At 70.2% G+C, this 15436-nt stretch carries 17 protein-coding genes; 8 read left to right on the forward strand and 9 right to left on the reverse strand.

Translation table 11 applies throughout. From position 1 onward, the window contains the following. Positions 1-161 precede the first annotated feature (161 nt). On the reverse strand, positions 162-1298 hold the full coding sequence (locus JIN95_RS02425) for an SPFH domain-containing protein (RefSeq protein ID WP_095636354.1): 1137 nt from the start codon (positions 1296-1298) through the stop codon (positions 162-164). A 157-nt stretch (positions 1299-1455) separates the two neighbouring features. On the opposite strand from JIN95_RS02425, the gene JIN95_RS02430 reads away from it, so the two are divergent. Continuing rightward, on the forward strand, positions 1456-2250 hold the full coding sequence (locus tag JIN95_RS02430) for a protein sorting system archaetidylserine synthase (RefSeq protein ID WP_200530414.1): 795 nt from the start codon (positions 1456-1458) through the stop codon (positions 2248-2250). A gap of 121 nt (positions 2251-2371) precedes the next feature. Here the strand turns inward: JIN95_RS02430 and psmB are convergent, their stop codons facing one another. After that, the gene (gene psmB, locus JIN95_RS02435; protein WP_095636356.1) at positions 2372-3103 is read right to left on the reverse strand and encodes an archaeal proteasome endopeptidase complex subunit beta; all 732 of its coding nucleotides are present in this window, start codon (positions 3101-3103) and stop codon (positions 2372-2374) included. A 247-nt stretch (positions 3104-3350) separates the two neighbouring features. Next, complete coding sequence (locus JIN95_RS02440; RefSeq protein ID WP_198951513.1) at positions 3351-3524, reverse strand: hypothetical protein; 174 nt, start codon at positions 3522-3524, stop codon at positions 3351-3353. 355 nt (positions 3525-3879) lie between these two features. On the opposite strand from JIN95_RS02440, the gene JIN95_RS02445 reads away from it, so the two are divergent. Continuing rightward, positions 3880-4557 carry a uracil-DNA glycosylase family protein gene (locus tag JIN95_RS02445; RefSeq protein WP_200530415.1) on the forward strand — a complete coding sequence of 226 codons (678 nt, stop codon included), beginning with the start codon at positions 3880-3882 and terminating at the stop codon, positions 4555-4557. A 300-nt stretch (positions 4558-4857) separates the two neighbouring features. Here JIN95_RS02445 and JIN95_RS02450 read toward each other — a convergent pair whose 3' ends face one another. From JIN95_RS02450 to JIN95_RS02465, 4 genes are all read right to left on the reverse strand, one after another. Then, the gene (locus JIN95_RS02450) at positions 4858-6036 is read right to left on the reverse strand and encodes an asparagine synthase-related protein (protein ID WP_200530416.1); all 1179 of its coding nucleotides are present in this window, start codon (positions 6034-6036) and stop codon (positions 4858-4860) included. Between the two features lie 5 nt (positions 6037-6041). Beyond that, complete coding sequence (locus tag JIN95_RS02455; protein ID WP_095636359.1) at positions 6042-6725, reverse strand: PHP domain-containing protein; 684 nt, start codon at positions 6723-6725, stop codon at positions 6042-6044. A gap of 399 nt (positions 6726-7124) precedes the next feature. Continuing rightward, positions 7125-7394: a hypothetical protein gene (locus JIN95_RS02460; protein WP_095636360.1), complete on the reverse strand. Its 270-nt coding sequence runs from the start codon at positions 7392-7394 to the stop codon at positions 7125-7127. Beyond that, positions 7391-8965: a Na+/H+ antiporter NhaC family protein gene (locus JIN95_RS02465; protein ID WP_095636361.1), complete on the reverse strand. Its 1575-nt coding sequence runs from the start codon at positions 8963-8965 to the stop codon at positions 7391-7393. Before JIN95_RS02465 ends, JIN95_RS02460 begins: the two co-directional genes overlap by 4 nt. A gap of 429 nt (positions 8966-9394) precedes the next feature. On the opposite strand from JIN95_RS02465, the gene JIN95_RS02470 reads away from it, so the two are divergent. The 4 genes from JIN95_RS02470 to JIN95_RS02485 all read left to right on the forward strand — a co-directional run bounded on the left by JIN95_RS02470 (position 9395) and on the right by JIN95_RS02485 (position 12290). After that, on the forward strand, positions 9395-9865 hold the full coding sequence (locus JIN95_RS02470) for a 30S ribosomal protein S15 (protein WP_095636362.1): 471 nt from the start codon (positions 9395-9397) through the stop codon (positions 9863-9865). 171 nt (positions 9866-10036) lie between these two features. Then, positions 10037-11317, forward strand: a complete 1281-nt coding sequence (locus JIN95_RS02475) for an exonuclease RecJ (RefSeq protein ID WP_200530417.1) — start codon at positions 10037-10039, stop codon at positions 11315-11317. Further along, entirely contained in the window at positions 11314-11646 is a 333-nt protein-coding gene (locus JIN95_RS02480; RefSeq protein WP_200530418.1) for a KEOPS complex subunit Pcc1, read from the forward strand. Before JIN95_RS02475 ends, JIN95_RS02480 begins: the two co-directional genes overlap by 4 nt. Next, positions 11643-12290: a 30S ribosomal protein S3ae gene (locus tag JIN95_RS02485; protein ID WP_095636365.1), complete on the forward strand. Its 648-nt coding sequence runs from the start codon at positions 11643-11645 to the stop codon at positions 12288-12290. The genes JIN95_RS02480 and JIN95_RS02485 overlap by 4 nt, the downstream gene beginning before the upstream one ends. Positions 12291-12726: 436 nt before the next feature. On the opposite strand, the gene JIN95_RS02490 is transcribed toward JIN95_RS02485, so the two are convergent. Next, a complete protein-coding gene (locus JIN95_RS02490) occupies positions 12727-13299 on the reverse strand; it encodes a GNAT family N-acetyltransferase (RefSeq protein WP_200530419.1) in 573 nt (190 codons plus the stop codon). A 114-nt stretch (positions 13300-13413) separates the two neighbouring features. On the opposite strand from JIN95_RS02490, the gene JIN95_RS02495 reads away from it, so the two are divergent. Both JIN95_RS02495 and JIN95_RS02500 read left to right on the forward strand, forming a co-directional pair. After that, a complete protein-coding gene (locus JIN95_RS02495; RefSeq protein ID WP_095636367.1) occupies positions 13414-13692 on the forward strand; it encodes a DNA-directed RNA polymerase subunit L in 279 nt (92 codons plus the stop codon). Positions 13693-13863: 171 nt separating this feature from the next. After that, on the forward strand, positions 13864-14892 hold the full coding sequence (locus JIN95_RS02500) for a glycosyltransferase family 4 protein (protein ID WP_200532097.1): 1029 nt from the start codon (positions 13864-13866) through the stop codon (positions 14890-14892). Between the two features lie 91 nt (positions 14893-14983). On the opposite strand, the gene JIN95_RS02505 is transcribed toward JIN95_RS02500, so the two are convergent. Continuing rightward, positions 14984-15331, reverse strand: a complete 348-nt coding sequence (locus JIN95_RS02505) for a hypothetical protein (protein ID WP_095636369.1) — start codon at positions 15329-15331, stop codon at positions 14984-14986. Positions 15332-15436: the final 105 nt, after the last annotated feature.

A 15436-nucleotide genomic window follows, 5' to 3' on the forward strand; every position in this document is an offset into this window, starting at 1 on the left:
CGCCCCGACAAAAGCACTTCGTTCGGGGCGGTATCGGACCGTTTCGGGGACGCGTACCGACCGCGAGGCCGCGGACAGCGACTACTCGGGCACTCGCGCGGGACCGGAGCGGCCGCCGGCGCCGCGCCGGGGTATGGAACCCTGCCGTCCCGGTCCGCCGATCACCCCTCGCGCTCGGTCTCCACGTCGCCGTCGACCGCTTCCTCGTCCATCTCCTGGATGACTTCGTCGGCCGACTTGATGTCGGCGCCGGCGCCGCCGGCCTTGACTGCTTCGGCCTCCTTCTCTAACTCCTCGACGTCCATCTCCGCCGACTCCTCGATCTGGCCGAGGATCTCGTCGATGTCGTCGAGTCCGAGCATCTTCCGAGTGTCGTCGTCGAACTCTTTGCCGTCGAGCCCCTCCATCTGTTGCACGTCGGAGCCGGACAGCGCCTTGCCGTAGCGGCCGACCAGACTCGTCAGTTCCTGCGGGAGGACGAACGTGGTCGATTCGCCCTTGCCGATCTCTTCTAAGGTCTCCATGCCGCGCTCGATGATGGCGCGTTCGCCCATCGACTCGGCCGAGCGGGCGCGGAGGACGGTCGAGATGGCGTCCCCCTGCGCTTCGAGGATCTGCGACTGCTTTTCCCCCTGCGCGCGGATGATGTTCGACTGCTTGTCACCCTCCGCCTGCTCGACCGCGGAGCGGCGTTCCCCCTGCGCTTCGAGGATCATCGCGCGGCGCCGGCGCTCGGCGGAGGTCTGCTGTTCCATCGCCTGCTGGACGTCCTTCGAGGGGTTGACCTCGCGGACCTCGACGCTCTCGACGCGGATCCCCCACTCGTCGGTCGGCTCGTCGAGCTCTTTGCGGATCTTCGCGTTGATCTCCTGTCGCTTGTTCAGCGTGTCGTCGAGCTCCATGTCGCCGAGGACGGCGCGGAGGGTCGTCTGCGCGAGGTTCGAGACGGCCTTCTTGTAGTCGTCCACTTCGAGGAAGGCCTTCTTGGCGTCCATCACCTTGATGTAGACGACCGCGTCCGCCGTCACCGGCGAGTTGTCCCGCGTGATCGCCTCCTGGCGGGGAACGTCCAGCGTCTGGGTCCGCATGTCGAACGGGTAGGTGCGGGAGACGAACGGCGGGATGAGGTTGATCCCGGGTTCGAGCAGCTTCCGGTACTCGCCGAACACCGTGAGCGTCTTCTTCTCGTAGGCGTCGACGATCTCGAACGACTGCCAGAGCGTGACGACCACGAGCAGCAGGAAGAGCAGCCCGACGCTCACCAGGCCGAAACCGAGTTGGAGGGTAATCGGATCCATGTCCCACCCTTAGGCCATCCGGTTGTTAATACTTCGCCCGACGTGGGGCAGGTCCCTCGCGGACCGCACGTCCTCGGCCGTCCGCCGTCGGTCCGGGACGCTCCGCGACGCTCCCCAGATAACAAACCCTAAAACCCGGCTCGGCGACCGATCCCGTATGCATTTGCGGTTCGTCGGTCGGCTCGGGCTCGCCGACGCGGTGACCGTGGCGAACGCCGCGGTCGGCTTCCTCGCGGTCGTCGCCGCCGCCGTCGACGTCCGGCTTGCGGCTCGCCTCATCCTGCTCGCCGCGGTCGCGGACGGGCTCGACGGCGTCGTGGCGCGCCACCGCGGCTCCACCGACGCCGGGCCGTACCTCGACTCGCTGGCCGACGTGGCGTCGTTCGGCGTCGCGCCCGCCGCGCTCGTGGCGTTCGTCGTCCTCGACGCGCGGTCGTTCGCGGCCGATCCGGTCTTCGTCGCGGCGGCCGTCGGCGTCGCGGCCCTGTTCGTCTCCATGGCGGTCGCCCGGCTCGGGATGTACACAGCCTACGACACCGACGAGCGGGTGACGGTGGGCGTGCCGACGACGCTGGCGGCCACGGTGCTCGCGGCAGCGGTCATCGCCGGCTACACCGCTCCCGCGCTGCTCGTCGCGGGGACCGCCGCGTTCGCCCTGCTGATGGGATCGACGGTCACGTACCCCGACCTCCACGCGCAGGACGCGCTCGTGATGGGCGTCGTCCAGGCCGCCGTCATCCTGACGCCGGTCGGCCACATGGCCACCTCGATCCTCCCGGCGTGGATCGGCGAGGGGTTCGCGTTCGCGCTGCTGTTCCTCTCCGTCGGCTACCTCGTCCTCGGCCCGCGGTTCTACTGGGGCGACGGGATCCGGTCGCCGACGGACGTGAGGGACGCGAAGGAGGGGACCGACGCGAAAGACGCCGATACCGCCGAGGACCGCGGCGCCTGAGTCGTCGGGTTCGGCTTACTCTTCGGTCGGTTCGATCGGCGTGGTCGGTTCTAACGAGGACGAACGAAACGGGAAAAGGCCGACAGAAGCAGAATCGTCGTCTCGGCCGGAGCGGCCGCCTCTACAGCAGGTCGTCGAAGTCCTTGTATCGGGTGATGTCGACGCCCTCGTCAGTGACGACGGCGACGTTGATCCCGTTGCCGGACGCGAGGTCGCGCTCGACCGCGGACTGGATCGCCTTCGCGGCGATCTCGGTCGCCTCGTCGACGGTCACGTCGTCGTGGTACTCCTGCTCTAAGACACCGAGTGCGTACTGCGAGCCGGAGCCGGTGACGGTGTACTCCTCCTCGGTGGTGCCGCCGAGAGCGTCGATGGAGTAGATGTGGGCGCCCTCGTCGTCGACGCCGCCGAGGATCGGCTGGACGATGTAGAACGCGCCGGAACGGAGGAGGTTCCCGGTGAGCGTCGACAGCGCCTCCATGGACATGTCCTTGCCGCGGCGGGTCTCATAGAGGCTCGTCTCGGCTTTCAGCGTCGAGATGAGGTTCTGAGCGGCGGAGACGGAGCCGGCGATGGTCAGGGCGCCGCGCGGGTGGACTTCCTCGACCTTCTGGACGTCCTTCGAGGAGACCATGCCGCCGAGAGAGGCGCGCATGTCGGTCGCCATCACGACGCCGTCGGCGGTCTTGATGCCGACGGTCGTGGTGCCGGTCTTCATCTCGCCCTCGCCGTCGGCCTGCGCCGCGCGGCGTTCGCTGTGTTCGAACTCGCCGATCTCGGGTCCGAAGACGGGCTGGTCGCGGCCGAGCTCCTGGGCCGGTCCGTCGGAGAGGTCGCCAGTCGGTGTTCGCATTACGCCTCCGTTGGCTCGGCGCGCTGATAAAGGCAACCCTTCGGGGACCGACCGCCGGTTCCGACGGGTCTATTCGTCGTCGCGGTCGGGCCGCTGAAAGCCATCGCAGTCGGGCCGTTGGAAGCCCTCGCTCTGTCGGGAGCTCGGCTGCCGCCGCCGATCGCCCTCGGCGTCGACGCGCTCGAAGCGGGCGCTCTCGAAAAGGGACGCGGTCGAAAACGAGACCGTCACGACGGTGCCGGCGCGCTCACTCCTCGGTGGCCTCGTACGCCTCGCCGGTGGTCTCGACGAGCCGGCCGATGGGGACGTTGATACCGAGTCGCTGGCGGGCGAAGACGGCCACCGGGAACAGCGAGATCCCGACGGCGACGGTCGCCTGGTGCAGCCCGAAGAGGGCCGCCGTACGGATGCGGTCGAACATGGGTCTTCGAACGACCCGAGCGGAGGTGTGTATAAATACTTTCCGGGGCTACCGGCTCGCCGACCCCGACGCAGTAATGCGGTTTCGGGTCGTAGATTAACGATTATGAAATATAACCGAGCGGCCGTCGCGTTCGGGATATCCACGGCGGTGCGAATCCGACTCTTTTCCATAAGTTATGCGTATCCATCGCGCCTCGTGCGCCTCGCATCCGTGCGGTCCCCGCGGGCCTCGGCGGCGTTCCGATCGGTATCTCGGGGTTCCCCGGAACCGCGTCCGGAGTTCGGGGTGAAACCCGACCGGGTCCCGCCGCGGACCGAACGGGATTTAACCGGTCCGTCGCCTACCTCGCGGCGTGCAGAACGTCACGGACAGGACGCGGAACCCGTTCGGGATGCGCCCGGACTGCGAGTCGTTCGTCCCCGGCTACGGCGACGCCAACGCCGACTTCCACGTGATCGGCGATCACCCCGGGGCCCACGGCGGCGCCGACGCCGGCGTCCCGTTCACCGGCGAGCCGTGGTCGGACGCGTTCCTCTCGGCGCTGGTCGATGGCGGGCTGATCGCCGGGTTCGACGAGGGGCCGGCGGCCGACGACGACCTGATAGACGACGCCCGGGCGGCGGACCCGATCGCCGCCGACCGGACGTTCTTCTCGTACCTCCACATGTGCGTCGCCGACGGCGTCCCGGACGAGGCGGCGTACGACGACATGGAGCGGTTCTTCGACGCGGAGCTCCGGGCGATCGCCGCTCACGTCCTCCTCCCCGTCGGCGCCCGCGCCACCGACCACGTCCTCCGGGAGTACACCTCGCGGGCGCACAAGACGGAGCTCGACATGGACGCGCTCCACGCCGAGGAGCTGCTCGGGTCCGGGTGGCTCGTCCTCCCGATCAAGGACCCCGCCGAGTGGGTCGCGGGCGACGGCGACCGGCTCGCCGACGCGCTCCGCGAGCTCCGATCGACGGACTTCCGCCGCGAGAGCGACCTCGGGCGCTTCATCGCCGGCAGCGATCCGTACTTCGTCAGGTGACGCGACGCCCGCCCTCCCGTCTCGATTCCCCCGTCGGATGGATGTGCGGTTCCGGCGACTCTTGGCGGCCCCGATCGGATCGTTCGGGTCGAATCCGTGAAATTACTGTTCGATCGTCATTCATTCGCGGGATGACGATGTCATATTTGTCACTACTACCTGAATTTTATATCGCTCCCCGTTATCCGTCAGTAGGCGCCCGACCGATCGGGCGTCGGCCGTAGGACTGGTACTCCATACGGCGGCTTGGTCAGCATCGGCCCTCACGGGCCGTTTTTCGTGCGGCTCGGTCCCCGCCTCTCACTCGGACAGCAGCGCGTCGAGGTACTGCCCGACGTGGTCGTCCATGCGCCGCTTGAACCCCGCCCGCCGCGCGAGCCGGTCGAGCTCCCGAGAGACGTACGTCCCGTACTGGACCGCCTTCTTGTCGGCCGTCCGGACCGACTCGGGGACGCGCTCGGCCGCCGCCCGCCGCAGCGCGATCTTGCGGTCCCCGTCGCTCGCGAGCAGTTCGCCCGGCAGCGCGAGCGCGGCGGCGACGATCCGGTCGTCGAGCAGGGGCGCGACCGGCTCGACCCCGGCGGCCCGGAGCGCAAGCACGTCGCGTTCGAGCTGGTCCGGGAGGGATCGGACCGTCTCGGTCCGCGCGCCGCGAACCGTCTCCGCCGCGACGCGGTCGTCGCCGACCGGGTCGGCGACCTTGCTGTAGCCGCCGAACAGCTCGTCGGCCCCCTGCCCCACCGCGAGGCGGTCGATCCCGTCGGCCGCGGCCGCCTCCGCCGCGAGGTACAGCGGGACCGCGATCGCGACGTCCATCGGGTTCCGCCGCCCGGTCGCCGCGGCGACCTCGCGGACCGCGCGCACGAGGTCGTCGTGGGTGATCTCGACGACGCGGAGGTCCAGCTCCATCGCCGCGGCGGCCTCGCGGGCGGCCGCGACGTCGTGACACCCATCGAAGCCGGCGACGTAACACGGCGCGTCCGGGACCGCGGCGGCGACGACGCCGGAGTCGACGCCGCCGGAGAAGGCGACTGCGAGGGCGTTTTCACCGCCTTCCGCGTCGAGGTCCCCGAGCGCGGCGTCGAGCGCCTCGTCGACCGCGGCCTGCCCCGGACCCGGATCGACTGGCCCGTCGTCCGGAAGCGACCAGGCGCGCTCGGTCCCCGTGCTCGACGTGAGGGAGCCGGCCGGAACGGATTCCGGATCGTCGAGGTCGGTCCGGTCGAAGCTCCACGCGCCGGGGTCGGTTGGATCGAGTCCGGTCGCGGGATCCCCGGCCTCCCGCTCGACGAACAGCGGCTGGCGACCGAGCACGTCCCTGACGAGCACCGGTCCCTCGCGGTCCGGCGGGTCGCGCAGGAGTCCGGCGAAGCCGCGTCCGCCGGGAAGGGGGTCGCCGTCGCGGAGGGCGTCGCGGACGCGGTCGGGCGACGCGCCGCGCAGATCGGGATCGGGATCGGAGGGGAAAGCGTCCGCCATCGCGGTCAGCGGAGCGCGTCCAGCGCCCGGAGCGCGCGGCGCTTGGCGCCGCCGCCGAACTGGCGGAGCGAGACGCGCCACGGGGTCCGCTTCCCGACGACGCTGGTCCGGCCCTCGGCGATCCCGTCGAGGATCGCCTCGGCCGAGCGCTCGTCGGCGCCGACCTCGGTCACGGCCTGTCCGACCATCTCCGAGATGTGAGCGTCGCTGCCGGCGGTCATCGGCATCCGGTTCCGGATCGCGAACTTCTCGGCCTGCCGGTTCGAGCGCCCGGTGAACAGCCGGGAGTTGTACACTTCGAGGGCGTCCGCGCTCGCCAGCTGCTCGTCGCTGATGTGCGCGGCGACGCCGTGGCGGGACTTCTGGAAGGGGTGGGGAACGACCGCGATCCCGCCCTGATCGCGGATCCGGTCGAGGGTCTCGTCGAAGGGGAGCCCGCTCTCGACGCGCTCCTCGATGCCGAACGCGAGGACGTGGCCGACCGCGCTCGTCACCTCCATGCCGACGATGCCGACGAGCCCGTAGTCGGGGGCCTTCTCGGCCGCCTCGATGCTGGCGTCGATCTCGTCGTGGTCCGTGACGGCGAGCGCGTCCAGCCCGACCCCCGCCGCCTGCTCCAAGAGGAGGTCGACCGGATCGCGCCCGTCGTAGGACAGCGCGGAGTGCGCGTGCAGCTCGACCGATAACACGCCTCTACGTTCGGCGGTCGGAATAAAAAGCGCCCCGGTCTGTGGCGGCTCCACCATCTGCGCAGGCGCCTGCCACGCTGTCACCAGCGACGAGATATTTAAGAGAACACGAGCGGTGGCGCGCCGCCGAGCGGCCGCCCCCGGCGGCCGCGAGGTGCCCGCGAGGGAGGTCGGCGGCGGCCGCGCTGCGGTGCGGTTCCGCGGCCGCCGCCGGCCGAGGTTGGGGAGGTGTGAGGTGCGGAGCGGTGCGGAGCGGGACCGAAGGATCAGTCGCCGGCGGCAAGCCGCCGGCTGGGACTTTGCAGGCCTTCACCGCAGTATCGTCGATCACCTATAAACAGCAGACGGCAACGCCACCACTCGACTTATCGGTATAAAAACGACTCCGCGAGAGTCGATCTAGAACGCGCTCTCGCCGACCGTCTTCCGGTACGTTCCGACTCCGCGGTGGGCGCTCTCGTCCCAGGAGTCGACGTCGACGAGCACGCGGGTGTTCACGGCGTCGGCCGGCGCGCCCTCGATCCGGAGCGTCGAGTCGCCGATGCGGGCGACTGCGGTTCCGCCGTCCTCTGCCCCGGTCACCATCACTTCGAGCGTGTCCCCGGGCTCGTAGTCGGGGGTCGACCCCCGGAACGAGAACCCGGCGAAGAACTTGTCGAAGCGGCTCATGCGCGCGACACCTCCTCGGAGGTGCGGTCGGGAATGTACTCCCGCCCGAAGCCGGTGATCGCGGCCAGCAGGAAGACGATCACCAGGAACCAGCCGTGGAACACGTACGGCACCACGTCGATGGGGTTGACCACCATCTCGGGGCCGTACTCCGCGCCGAGCCCGCCGGGCCCGACCATCACCTGGTAGCCGACGAGGACCCCGCCGGCCCACGGGAAGATGTACCCGAGCGCCGACGTGTTGGCGTCGAGGATGTTCGCCCGACGGTAGCCGTTGATGTTGAACTTCTCGCCGATCCGGGCGATGTACGGCGCGATCGCGATCTCCGCCGCGGTGTTGATCGTGATCATCCCGTTGATCGTCGCCGTGCCCATGACCATCGTCAGCTCGGCCCGGCGGACGTTGGTCGCGACGGTGTTGAGGAGGAACTCCTGGATGGCCGCGAACCCGCCGCCGCGGATCATGATCTGCGCCATCGAGACGATAAGCAGGGTGAGGACGATGAGCGGGAAGAAGCCGATCGCGCCGGAGTAGAGGCTCCCGCCGACGCCAGCGCTCTCACCGACCACGACGAACGGCAGCGCGGTGAAGGTCCCGGACTCGGTCACGGTAAAGGCGAGGATGTCGCTCACCGACGAGAGCCCGAACGCGAGGTTGAACGCGACGGCGACGACGATCCCCCACGAGATCGCCTCAACGATGTGGCGTCCCGCGACCGCCGTCACGATGACGACGCCCATCGAGATCAGGTGGACGAGTCCGGCCGCGGTCGCCGTGTCGCGGAGGGCGGCGGACCCCTCTAAGCTCACGCCGGCCATGGCGGAGCCCGCGATCAGGTACGCGACGAACGCCGGGATCGCCGCCGCGATCGCGTACTTGAACCGCGAGGCGACGACGCCGCCGATGTCGGCGTCCTGCGTCACCGCGCTCACGATCGTCGTGTCGCTCACGGGCGCGAGGTTGTCGCCGAAGACGGCGCCCGAGAGGATCGCCGCGAACAGCAGCACGGGGTTCGCGCCGATGAGCACGCCGGCCGGGAAGAAGAGCGTCACGAACGCGACGGTGGCGCCGTAGCCCGTCCCGATCCCGGTCGCGAGCAGGCCGCAAAGGACGAACGCGGCGGCCGGGAACGTCGCCGCGCCGACGTTCAGCGCGTCGGCGGCGAAGATGAGCCCCTCGACGAACCCGCCGACCTGCAGCGTGTCGGCGAACATGCCCGCCCACAGCCACGCGACGATCGCGGTCGCGGCGACGCGCTGGGTCATCCCCTCGAAGATGGTGTCGGCGTACGCCTTCCAGTCCCCGCGTACGAAGAACATCCCCAAGATTGTCCCGATCAACGCCCCGATCACCAGCCCGTTCGTGTCGCCGATGCCGAGGACGCCGCTCTGGAAGATGGCCCAGAGGATGAAGAAGGCGAGCGGGATCGTGCTCGCCCACTTCCCCCCGTAGAAGTCGATTCGCGGGGAGTCGTCCCCGTCGTCCGTGCCGTCACCAACGCCGAACTCGCTGCCGTCCGGTGGCTCCCCGCCGTCAGTCGCCGACAGGTCGCCGTCTACTGTTTCGGTCATCAGTCTCTCACACGCCCTCGGTCGCCAACCACCCACGTAAATCCTCGTGTCTCCCCCTCGATCGAAAAGATCCGTCCGACTGATCGGCTCGCGGGGCTCGCGGTCCGCGTTCGTCCGCCGGCGACCGCGATCGTCCGCCGTTCTCCACGAACCCGTGGCGCGACGGCCGACGCGGGCCCACAAGAACACCCTTAAGAGGGGCGCCGACGAGGCCTCACACGGGAACAGCACAGCTGCAGATCCGACGCGCCGGGGTCTTTTCGCCCACGGCTTGGGAATGTAGCAGTGCGCCGACGCCTCCGGCGTCGCGGTCGGACGCCCGCGTTTGCGGGCCGTCCGGTCGGACCGCTCGGTCCGCGAGCCGTCCGTCAGCCGCGTCGCGCGGAGCCGCGGTCACGTTGCGGTTGTGCCGTTCCAACCAGATACACAATGGCACGAATGCACACGCGCCGTCGCGGTTCGTCCGGTTCGGACAAGCCGGCGACGGACGAGAACCCGGAGTGGAGCGACGTCGACGCCGAGGACATCGAGTCCCGCGTCGTCGAACTGGCAGAGCAGGGCCACGACCCCAGCGTCATCGGACTCAAGCTCCGTGACGAGGGCGTCAAGGGCGTTCCGGTGCCCGACGTGAAGCTGGCCACCGGCAAGAAGGTCACCGAGATTCTCGAGGAGCACGACGCGGATTCCGAGTTCCCCGAGGACCTCCGCAACCTGATGTCTCAGGCCGTCCGCCTGCGCGAGCACATGGCGGAGAACGGACAGGACCACCAGAACAAGCGCGCGCTCCAGAACACGGAGTCGAAGATCCGCCGCCTCGCGGACTACTACCGCGGCGACGAGATCGACGAGGAGTTCACGTACACCTACGAGTACGCCGCCGAGCTCCTCGGCGACGAGTAACGACGCAAACGAACGCGACACGAACGAACGCGGCTCCGACGGAGACCGGCTCCGAGGAGTGAGCGACGCGACGCAACGACGCACGACGTGGCGATCACGACGCGACCGACGCACTGATCGCGACACCACGGACGCACCGACACACGACCGCACCCACACCACACCCACCCAATGACCGAGGCCACAGCCGCCACGCCCGCCCCCGACGCCCTCGCCGACGTCCTCGCGGACGCGCCGTTCGTCCGGCTCGTCGCGACCGACGACGGCGACGCGGTCGCGGCCACCGGGCTGCTCGCGCGAGCGCTGCGGACGGTCGGCACGCCGTTCCAGGCCCGCGTGTCTCGCGATCCCGTCCCCGACGCCGGCGACGACGCCGTCGCCGTGACCGTCGGGGCGAATCGCGGTCCGCACGCGATCCCCGGTTCGGGACGCCCGGCGAGCACGACCGCGTTCGAGATCGCGCGTGCGCTCGGCGACGATCCCGACCCGGTCGTCGCCCTCGCGGGCGTCGTCGCAGCCGGCTCCGTGCCCGGCACGGACGGCTCCGGCGACGCGCTGGAGGCGGCCGAGCGCGCGGAGCTCGTCCGGCGACGCCCCGGCGTCGCGCTCCCGACCGCCGACCTGGCGGACGGGCTCGCGTCCTCGACGCTCGTCCGGACGCCGTACTCCGGCGACACCGAGGCCGCGCGGGCCGCGCTCGCCGAGCTCGGACTTCCGGCCGACCTCGACGACGACGCGCACCGGCGACTCGCGTCGCTGGTCGCCGTCGACGTCGCGGACGCGGACGGCGCGAGCGAGCGGGCGGCCTCGGCGGTCGAGCGCGCGCTCCGCCCGTACGCGACGGTCGGGGACGCGGCGCCGTTCGAGACGGTCGGCGGCTACGCCGACGCCCTCGACGCGCTCTCCCGCGCGGCCCCCGGAACGGGGATCGCGCTGGCGCTCGACGCCGACCCGAGCGACGGGCTCCGGACCGCCGCGCTCGACGCGTGGCGGACTCACGGCCTCGCCGCGCACCGCGCGCTCGACGCCGCGACGACCGGCCGGTACGACGGCTGCTTCGTCGCGCGCGTCGACCTCGCGGGGAGCGACCACCCGGGGGAGGGCGACGCCGCGGCGGACGCCGACGCCGCGCCCGACGCGGCCGCAGTCCTCCCGACGATCGCCCGGATCGCCCGGGACTTCCGGTCGCCGGAGCCGGTCGCGGTCGCGGTCGACGAGGCCGCGGGGCTGCTGGCCGCGTCCGCCACCGAGTCGATCGGGCTCGGCGACGCCTGCCGCTCGGCGGCGGGCGAGGTCGGCGGCGACGGCTGGGGGACCGCCGACCGCGGCGGGATCGCGGTCGGGCCGGGGGTCGAGGCCGCCGACGAGGCGGACGAAGCGAACCGGAACGGCCCCGAGGCAACCGACGGCGACATCACGGGCGCGCTCGCCGCGCTCAGGGAGGCGCTATGAGCGGGGAACCCGCTCGAGGCGGAGAGTCCGCCCGCGGCGACGGGGCGACCCGGACGGCCACCGTCCGGACGACCCACGCCGACGCCGCCCTCGTCGCCGCTGCGCTCGCCCCGGACGAGACCGACTCGATGGCGACTCGCGTCGACGGCGACGCGATCGAGTGCGTCGTCGAGCGGCCCGCCACCGGCGGACTGCGGTCGACCGTGGATGACCACGTCGTAAACCTGCGCGTCGCGGACCGACTCGTCGAGCGCGCGAGGGCTCACCTCGCGGCCGACGACGGAGCGCGCCACTCCGACACCAACGGCGACACAGACACCAACACATGAGCGAACGATCCGTATCCAAGAGCAGAGAACAGAAGCGCTGGTACTCCGTGCTGGCGCCCGAACAGTTCGACCGGCAGGAGCTCGGCGAGACCCTCGCCGAGGAGCCCGACCAGGTCGTCGGCCGTACGATCACGACGACGCTGGGCGAGTTGACCGGCGACTCCGGCGCGAACAACACGAAGCTCACGTTCAAGATCACCGACGTGGGCAGCGACACGGCCTACACCGAGTTCATCAAGTACGAGCTCACGCGGGACTACCTGCGCTCGCTCGTCCGCCGCGGCGCCTCGAAGGTCGAGGCGTCGATCACGGTGCTGACGACGGACGACTACCGCATCCGCGTCCAGCCCGTCGCGCTGACGACGAAGAAGGCCGACCGCTCGCAGGAGAAGGCCATCCGCCGCGTCATGATCGACAAGGTCCACGCGGCCGCCGAGGACCGCACCTTCGAGTCGTTCGTCGACGCCATCGTCGAGGGGAACCTCTCGTCGGCGATCTACGGCGACGCGAAGCTCATCTACCCGCTCCGCCGCGTCGAGGTCCAGAAGCTGACGCTCGAGGCGCGCCCGTCCGAGGTCGCCGCCGAGGAGGAGACCGCCGTCGACGTCGACGCCGACGAAGTGGCCGTCGACGCCGACGAGTAACGCCGCTCCGAGCGAACCCGCAGTTTTCCCGTTTATAAACCGCATAGCGGCGGCGCTGACTGAGGATGGTTGTAATGGGGTCGGATGCGGTGGCGCGTGCCTGCGAGCGGCGCGGAAGCGCCGCGAGCCAGCACGCGCGAGGGACGCGGTGAGCGCTCGAAGAGCGCGAACCGCGAGGCTGGGGAGGCGTGAGGCTGCGGTGCTGTGCGGGACGGGTGGGATTCAAAAGGGCAGCCGTGAGGCGGGCGCAGGTGACGTAAGCACCGCAAGGAGCGAGCACTGCGAGCGACTGAGGAGCGCAGCGAGCGTGCGCCCGCCTCACGGCTGGGGCTTCGGAAGTGTTCACCGTCGATTCGACAGTAGTGACTTATAAGTTAACGGCTGCGGATTTGGAGGTGCTTTCTCCCAAACCGCCGTTAGATGTTTATAAACCCACTTACACCACCTCCCGCGTCAGCTGCTTGCGGTACGACTCGAACCCCGCGTTCTCGTAGAACGCGATCGCCCGCTCGTTGTCGACGTCGACGTCGAGCCGGAGCTGGCCGCACTCCTGCTCCCGAGCGTCCGCCGCGGCCCGCCCCATCAGTCGGCGCGCGATCCCGGTTCCCCGATACGACTCGGCGACGTAGATGTCGCCGACCACGAGCCGGTCGGGGCGGTCGAACACCGCGGGGCACTCGTCGACGCTCGTCGAGACGAACGCGACGAGATCCCTGTCCGGGCCGGGAACGCCGACCGGCGCGGGGTCCTCGGGGTCGAGGTCGTCGACGGCGGCTTCGCTCGGGTCGGCGTCCGGACCGACCGCGACGACCCACGTCCGATAGTCGTCGTTCTCCCGGAGCAGATCGAGCCGGAACTCCGTCTCGGCGGCGATCAGCTCCTCGTCGGGCCGATCTGCCAGCGCGTGTGCGTCCACGCTCGCTTCGAGGTCGCGGTGATACGGCAGCCACAGGGCCGCCGCGTAGCGCTCCGCGGCGGCCTCGGTGGCCGGCAGGCGTCGGATCTCCATACGGCGGGCCACCGGGGCCGACGGCATACGCTTTCGGGTCGCGTGCGGTCCCTCCCCATCCCCGGATATCCGGGAGACGAAAGCTTGAAACGCCGCTCGCCCGACCTCACGAACATGGAACTGCGGGTCATCGAGAAGACCGACACGGAACTCCGCATCGAGATCGCCGGCGAGGACCACACGTTCATGAACGTGCTGAAGGGCGTCCTGCTTGAGACCGACGACGTCGCGGCCGCGACCTACGACATGAACCCCGAGCAGTCCGGCGGCCAGACCGAGCCGGTGCTGACGGTGAAATCCGAGTCCGGCGACCCGCTCGACGTGCTCGCCGACGCCGCCGAGTCGATCACCGACCGCACGGACGCGCTGCGCGACGCCGTGAAGGCGGCCTGAACCGGGATCGAAACTGAACCCGAGTCGGGATCGACCCCGAGCCGGGACCGACGGGAGTTCCCGAGCGTCTTTTCGCACACCTCCGCTCCCTCGAGCCGTTCGCCCGGACGAACGAGGGGCATACCTAAGTGCCGACTCCCGAAACGGGGAGGTATGCCGCCGAGCGTACTCATGCTGGGATGGGGGTATCCGCCGAACATCACCGGCGGGCTCGACGTCCACGTCGGCGAACTGTTCTCCGGGCTCCGCGACGACCTCGGGGTGGACGCCACCCTCGTGTTGCCCGCGGAGTTCGCGCCGGACGACGAGCCGGGGATCGAGCCCGTCGAGACGGGAGAGGGCGACGTGGCGGCCCGCGTCGACCGGCTCAGCGACCGGTTCGCCGAGCTCGCCCCCGACCACGACGTGATCCACACGCACGACTGGTTCGGCTACGGCCCCGGTCGGCAGGCCGCCCGCGCGTCGGACGCGACGTGGGTGTCCTCGTTCCACTCGCTGGCGAGCGACCGCAACATCGACCCGCCGACCCGCGAGGTCGAGACCGAGCGCCGCCTCGCGAACGCGGCGGACACCAACATCGCGGTCAGCGAGATCGTCCGCGAGGACATCACGGAACTGTACGACGCCGACTCGCGCGTCGTGTACAACGGCTTCTCGACCCCGAAGTTCTCCGGGAAAGACGTCCGCGCGGACCTCGGGATCGACGGCGAGATGCTGTTTTTCGTCGGCCGACACACCGACCAGAAGGGGATCTCGCATCTGCTGTACGCGGTGCGGAAGCTCCACCGGCCCGGCGTGACCCTCGTCGTCGGGGGATCGGGCCACCAGACCGACCAGCTGAAGCGGTTCGCCGAGCTGCTCGGGATCGAGGACCGCGTCGAGTTCGTCGGCTACGTCCCGGAGGCGGAGCTCGGCGACTACTACGCCGCCGCCGACGCGTTCGTCTCCCCCTCGTACGCGGAACCGTTCGGGATCACGATCACGGAGGCCCTCGAAGCCGGGACGCAGGTCGTCGCCACTCGGTCGGGCGTCGCAGAGGTGCTTCCCGACGACTGCCTCGTCGAGGTCGAGGTCGATTCGGAGTCGATCGTCGACGGGATCGCGACCGCGCTCGACCGCGAGTCCCCGCCGGAGTACGAGCGCCGCGAGTGGTCGGCGGTCGTCGAGGACACGCTGGCCGTGTACGAAGACGTGGCGTAGACGCCCTCCGTCCGCCGCTTTTCGATCCCCTTTCCGTCGGCGCTATTCGTTTTCGGCCGCACCGTCGCTTTCGCCGTCAGGCGCGCCGATGCTATTCGCCGTCGTCTGCGTCGTCGTCCGCGTCGCCGTCGCCGCGGTACACGTCGAACTCGGTGGCCGTCTCCGGGTGAGTGATCCGGAACCCCTCCGCGGTCTCGATCACGCCGCGCGTGCTCCCGGATCCGCCGCCGTACGGGCTTTCCTCGCCGTCGACGCCGCTCCCGCCCTGATACGGCGAGGTGTACGGCGACTCCGAAACGGGCTCGTCGAAGCCCGCCGGCGGGAGGTAGATCCGCTCGCCGCTCGCGGAGCGAACGACGACCGCGACGTCGCGGGTCCCGGTCACGTCGATGACGGTCCGCTCCCCCGTGACGCGCGCGTCGATGTCGATCTCGTCCATACACCACGGTGCGGACGGGGGCGGTTTAGCCCTACCGGCCGTCGCGGCGGGCCACCCCTCTACGGGGAGCCGCGCGAGGGGTGGTGAACCCTTTTGTGCGGTCGC

This window comes from Halorubrum sp. LN27 (assembly GCF_016635065.1).
GTDB lineage: Archaea > Halobacteriota > Halobacteria > Halobacteriales > Haloferacaceae > Halorubrum > Halorubrum salipaludis.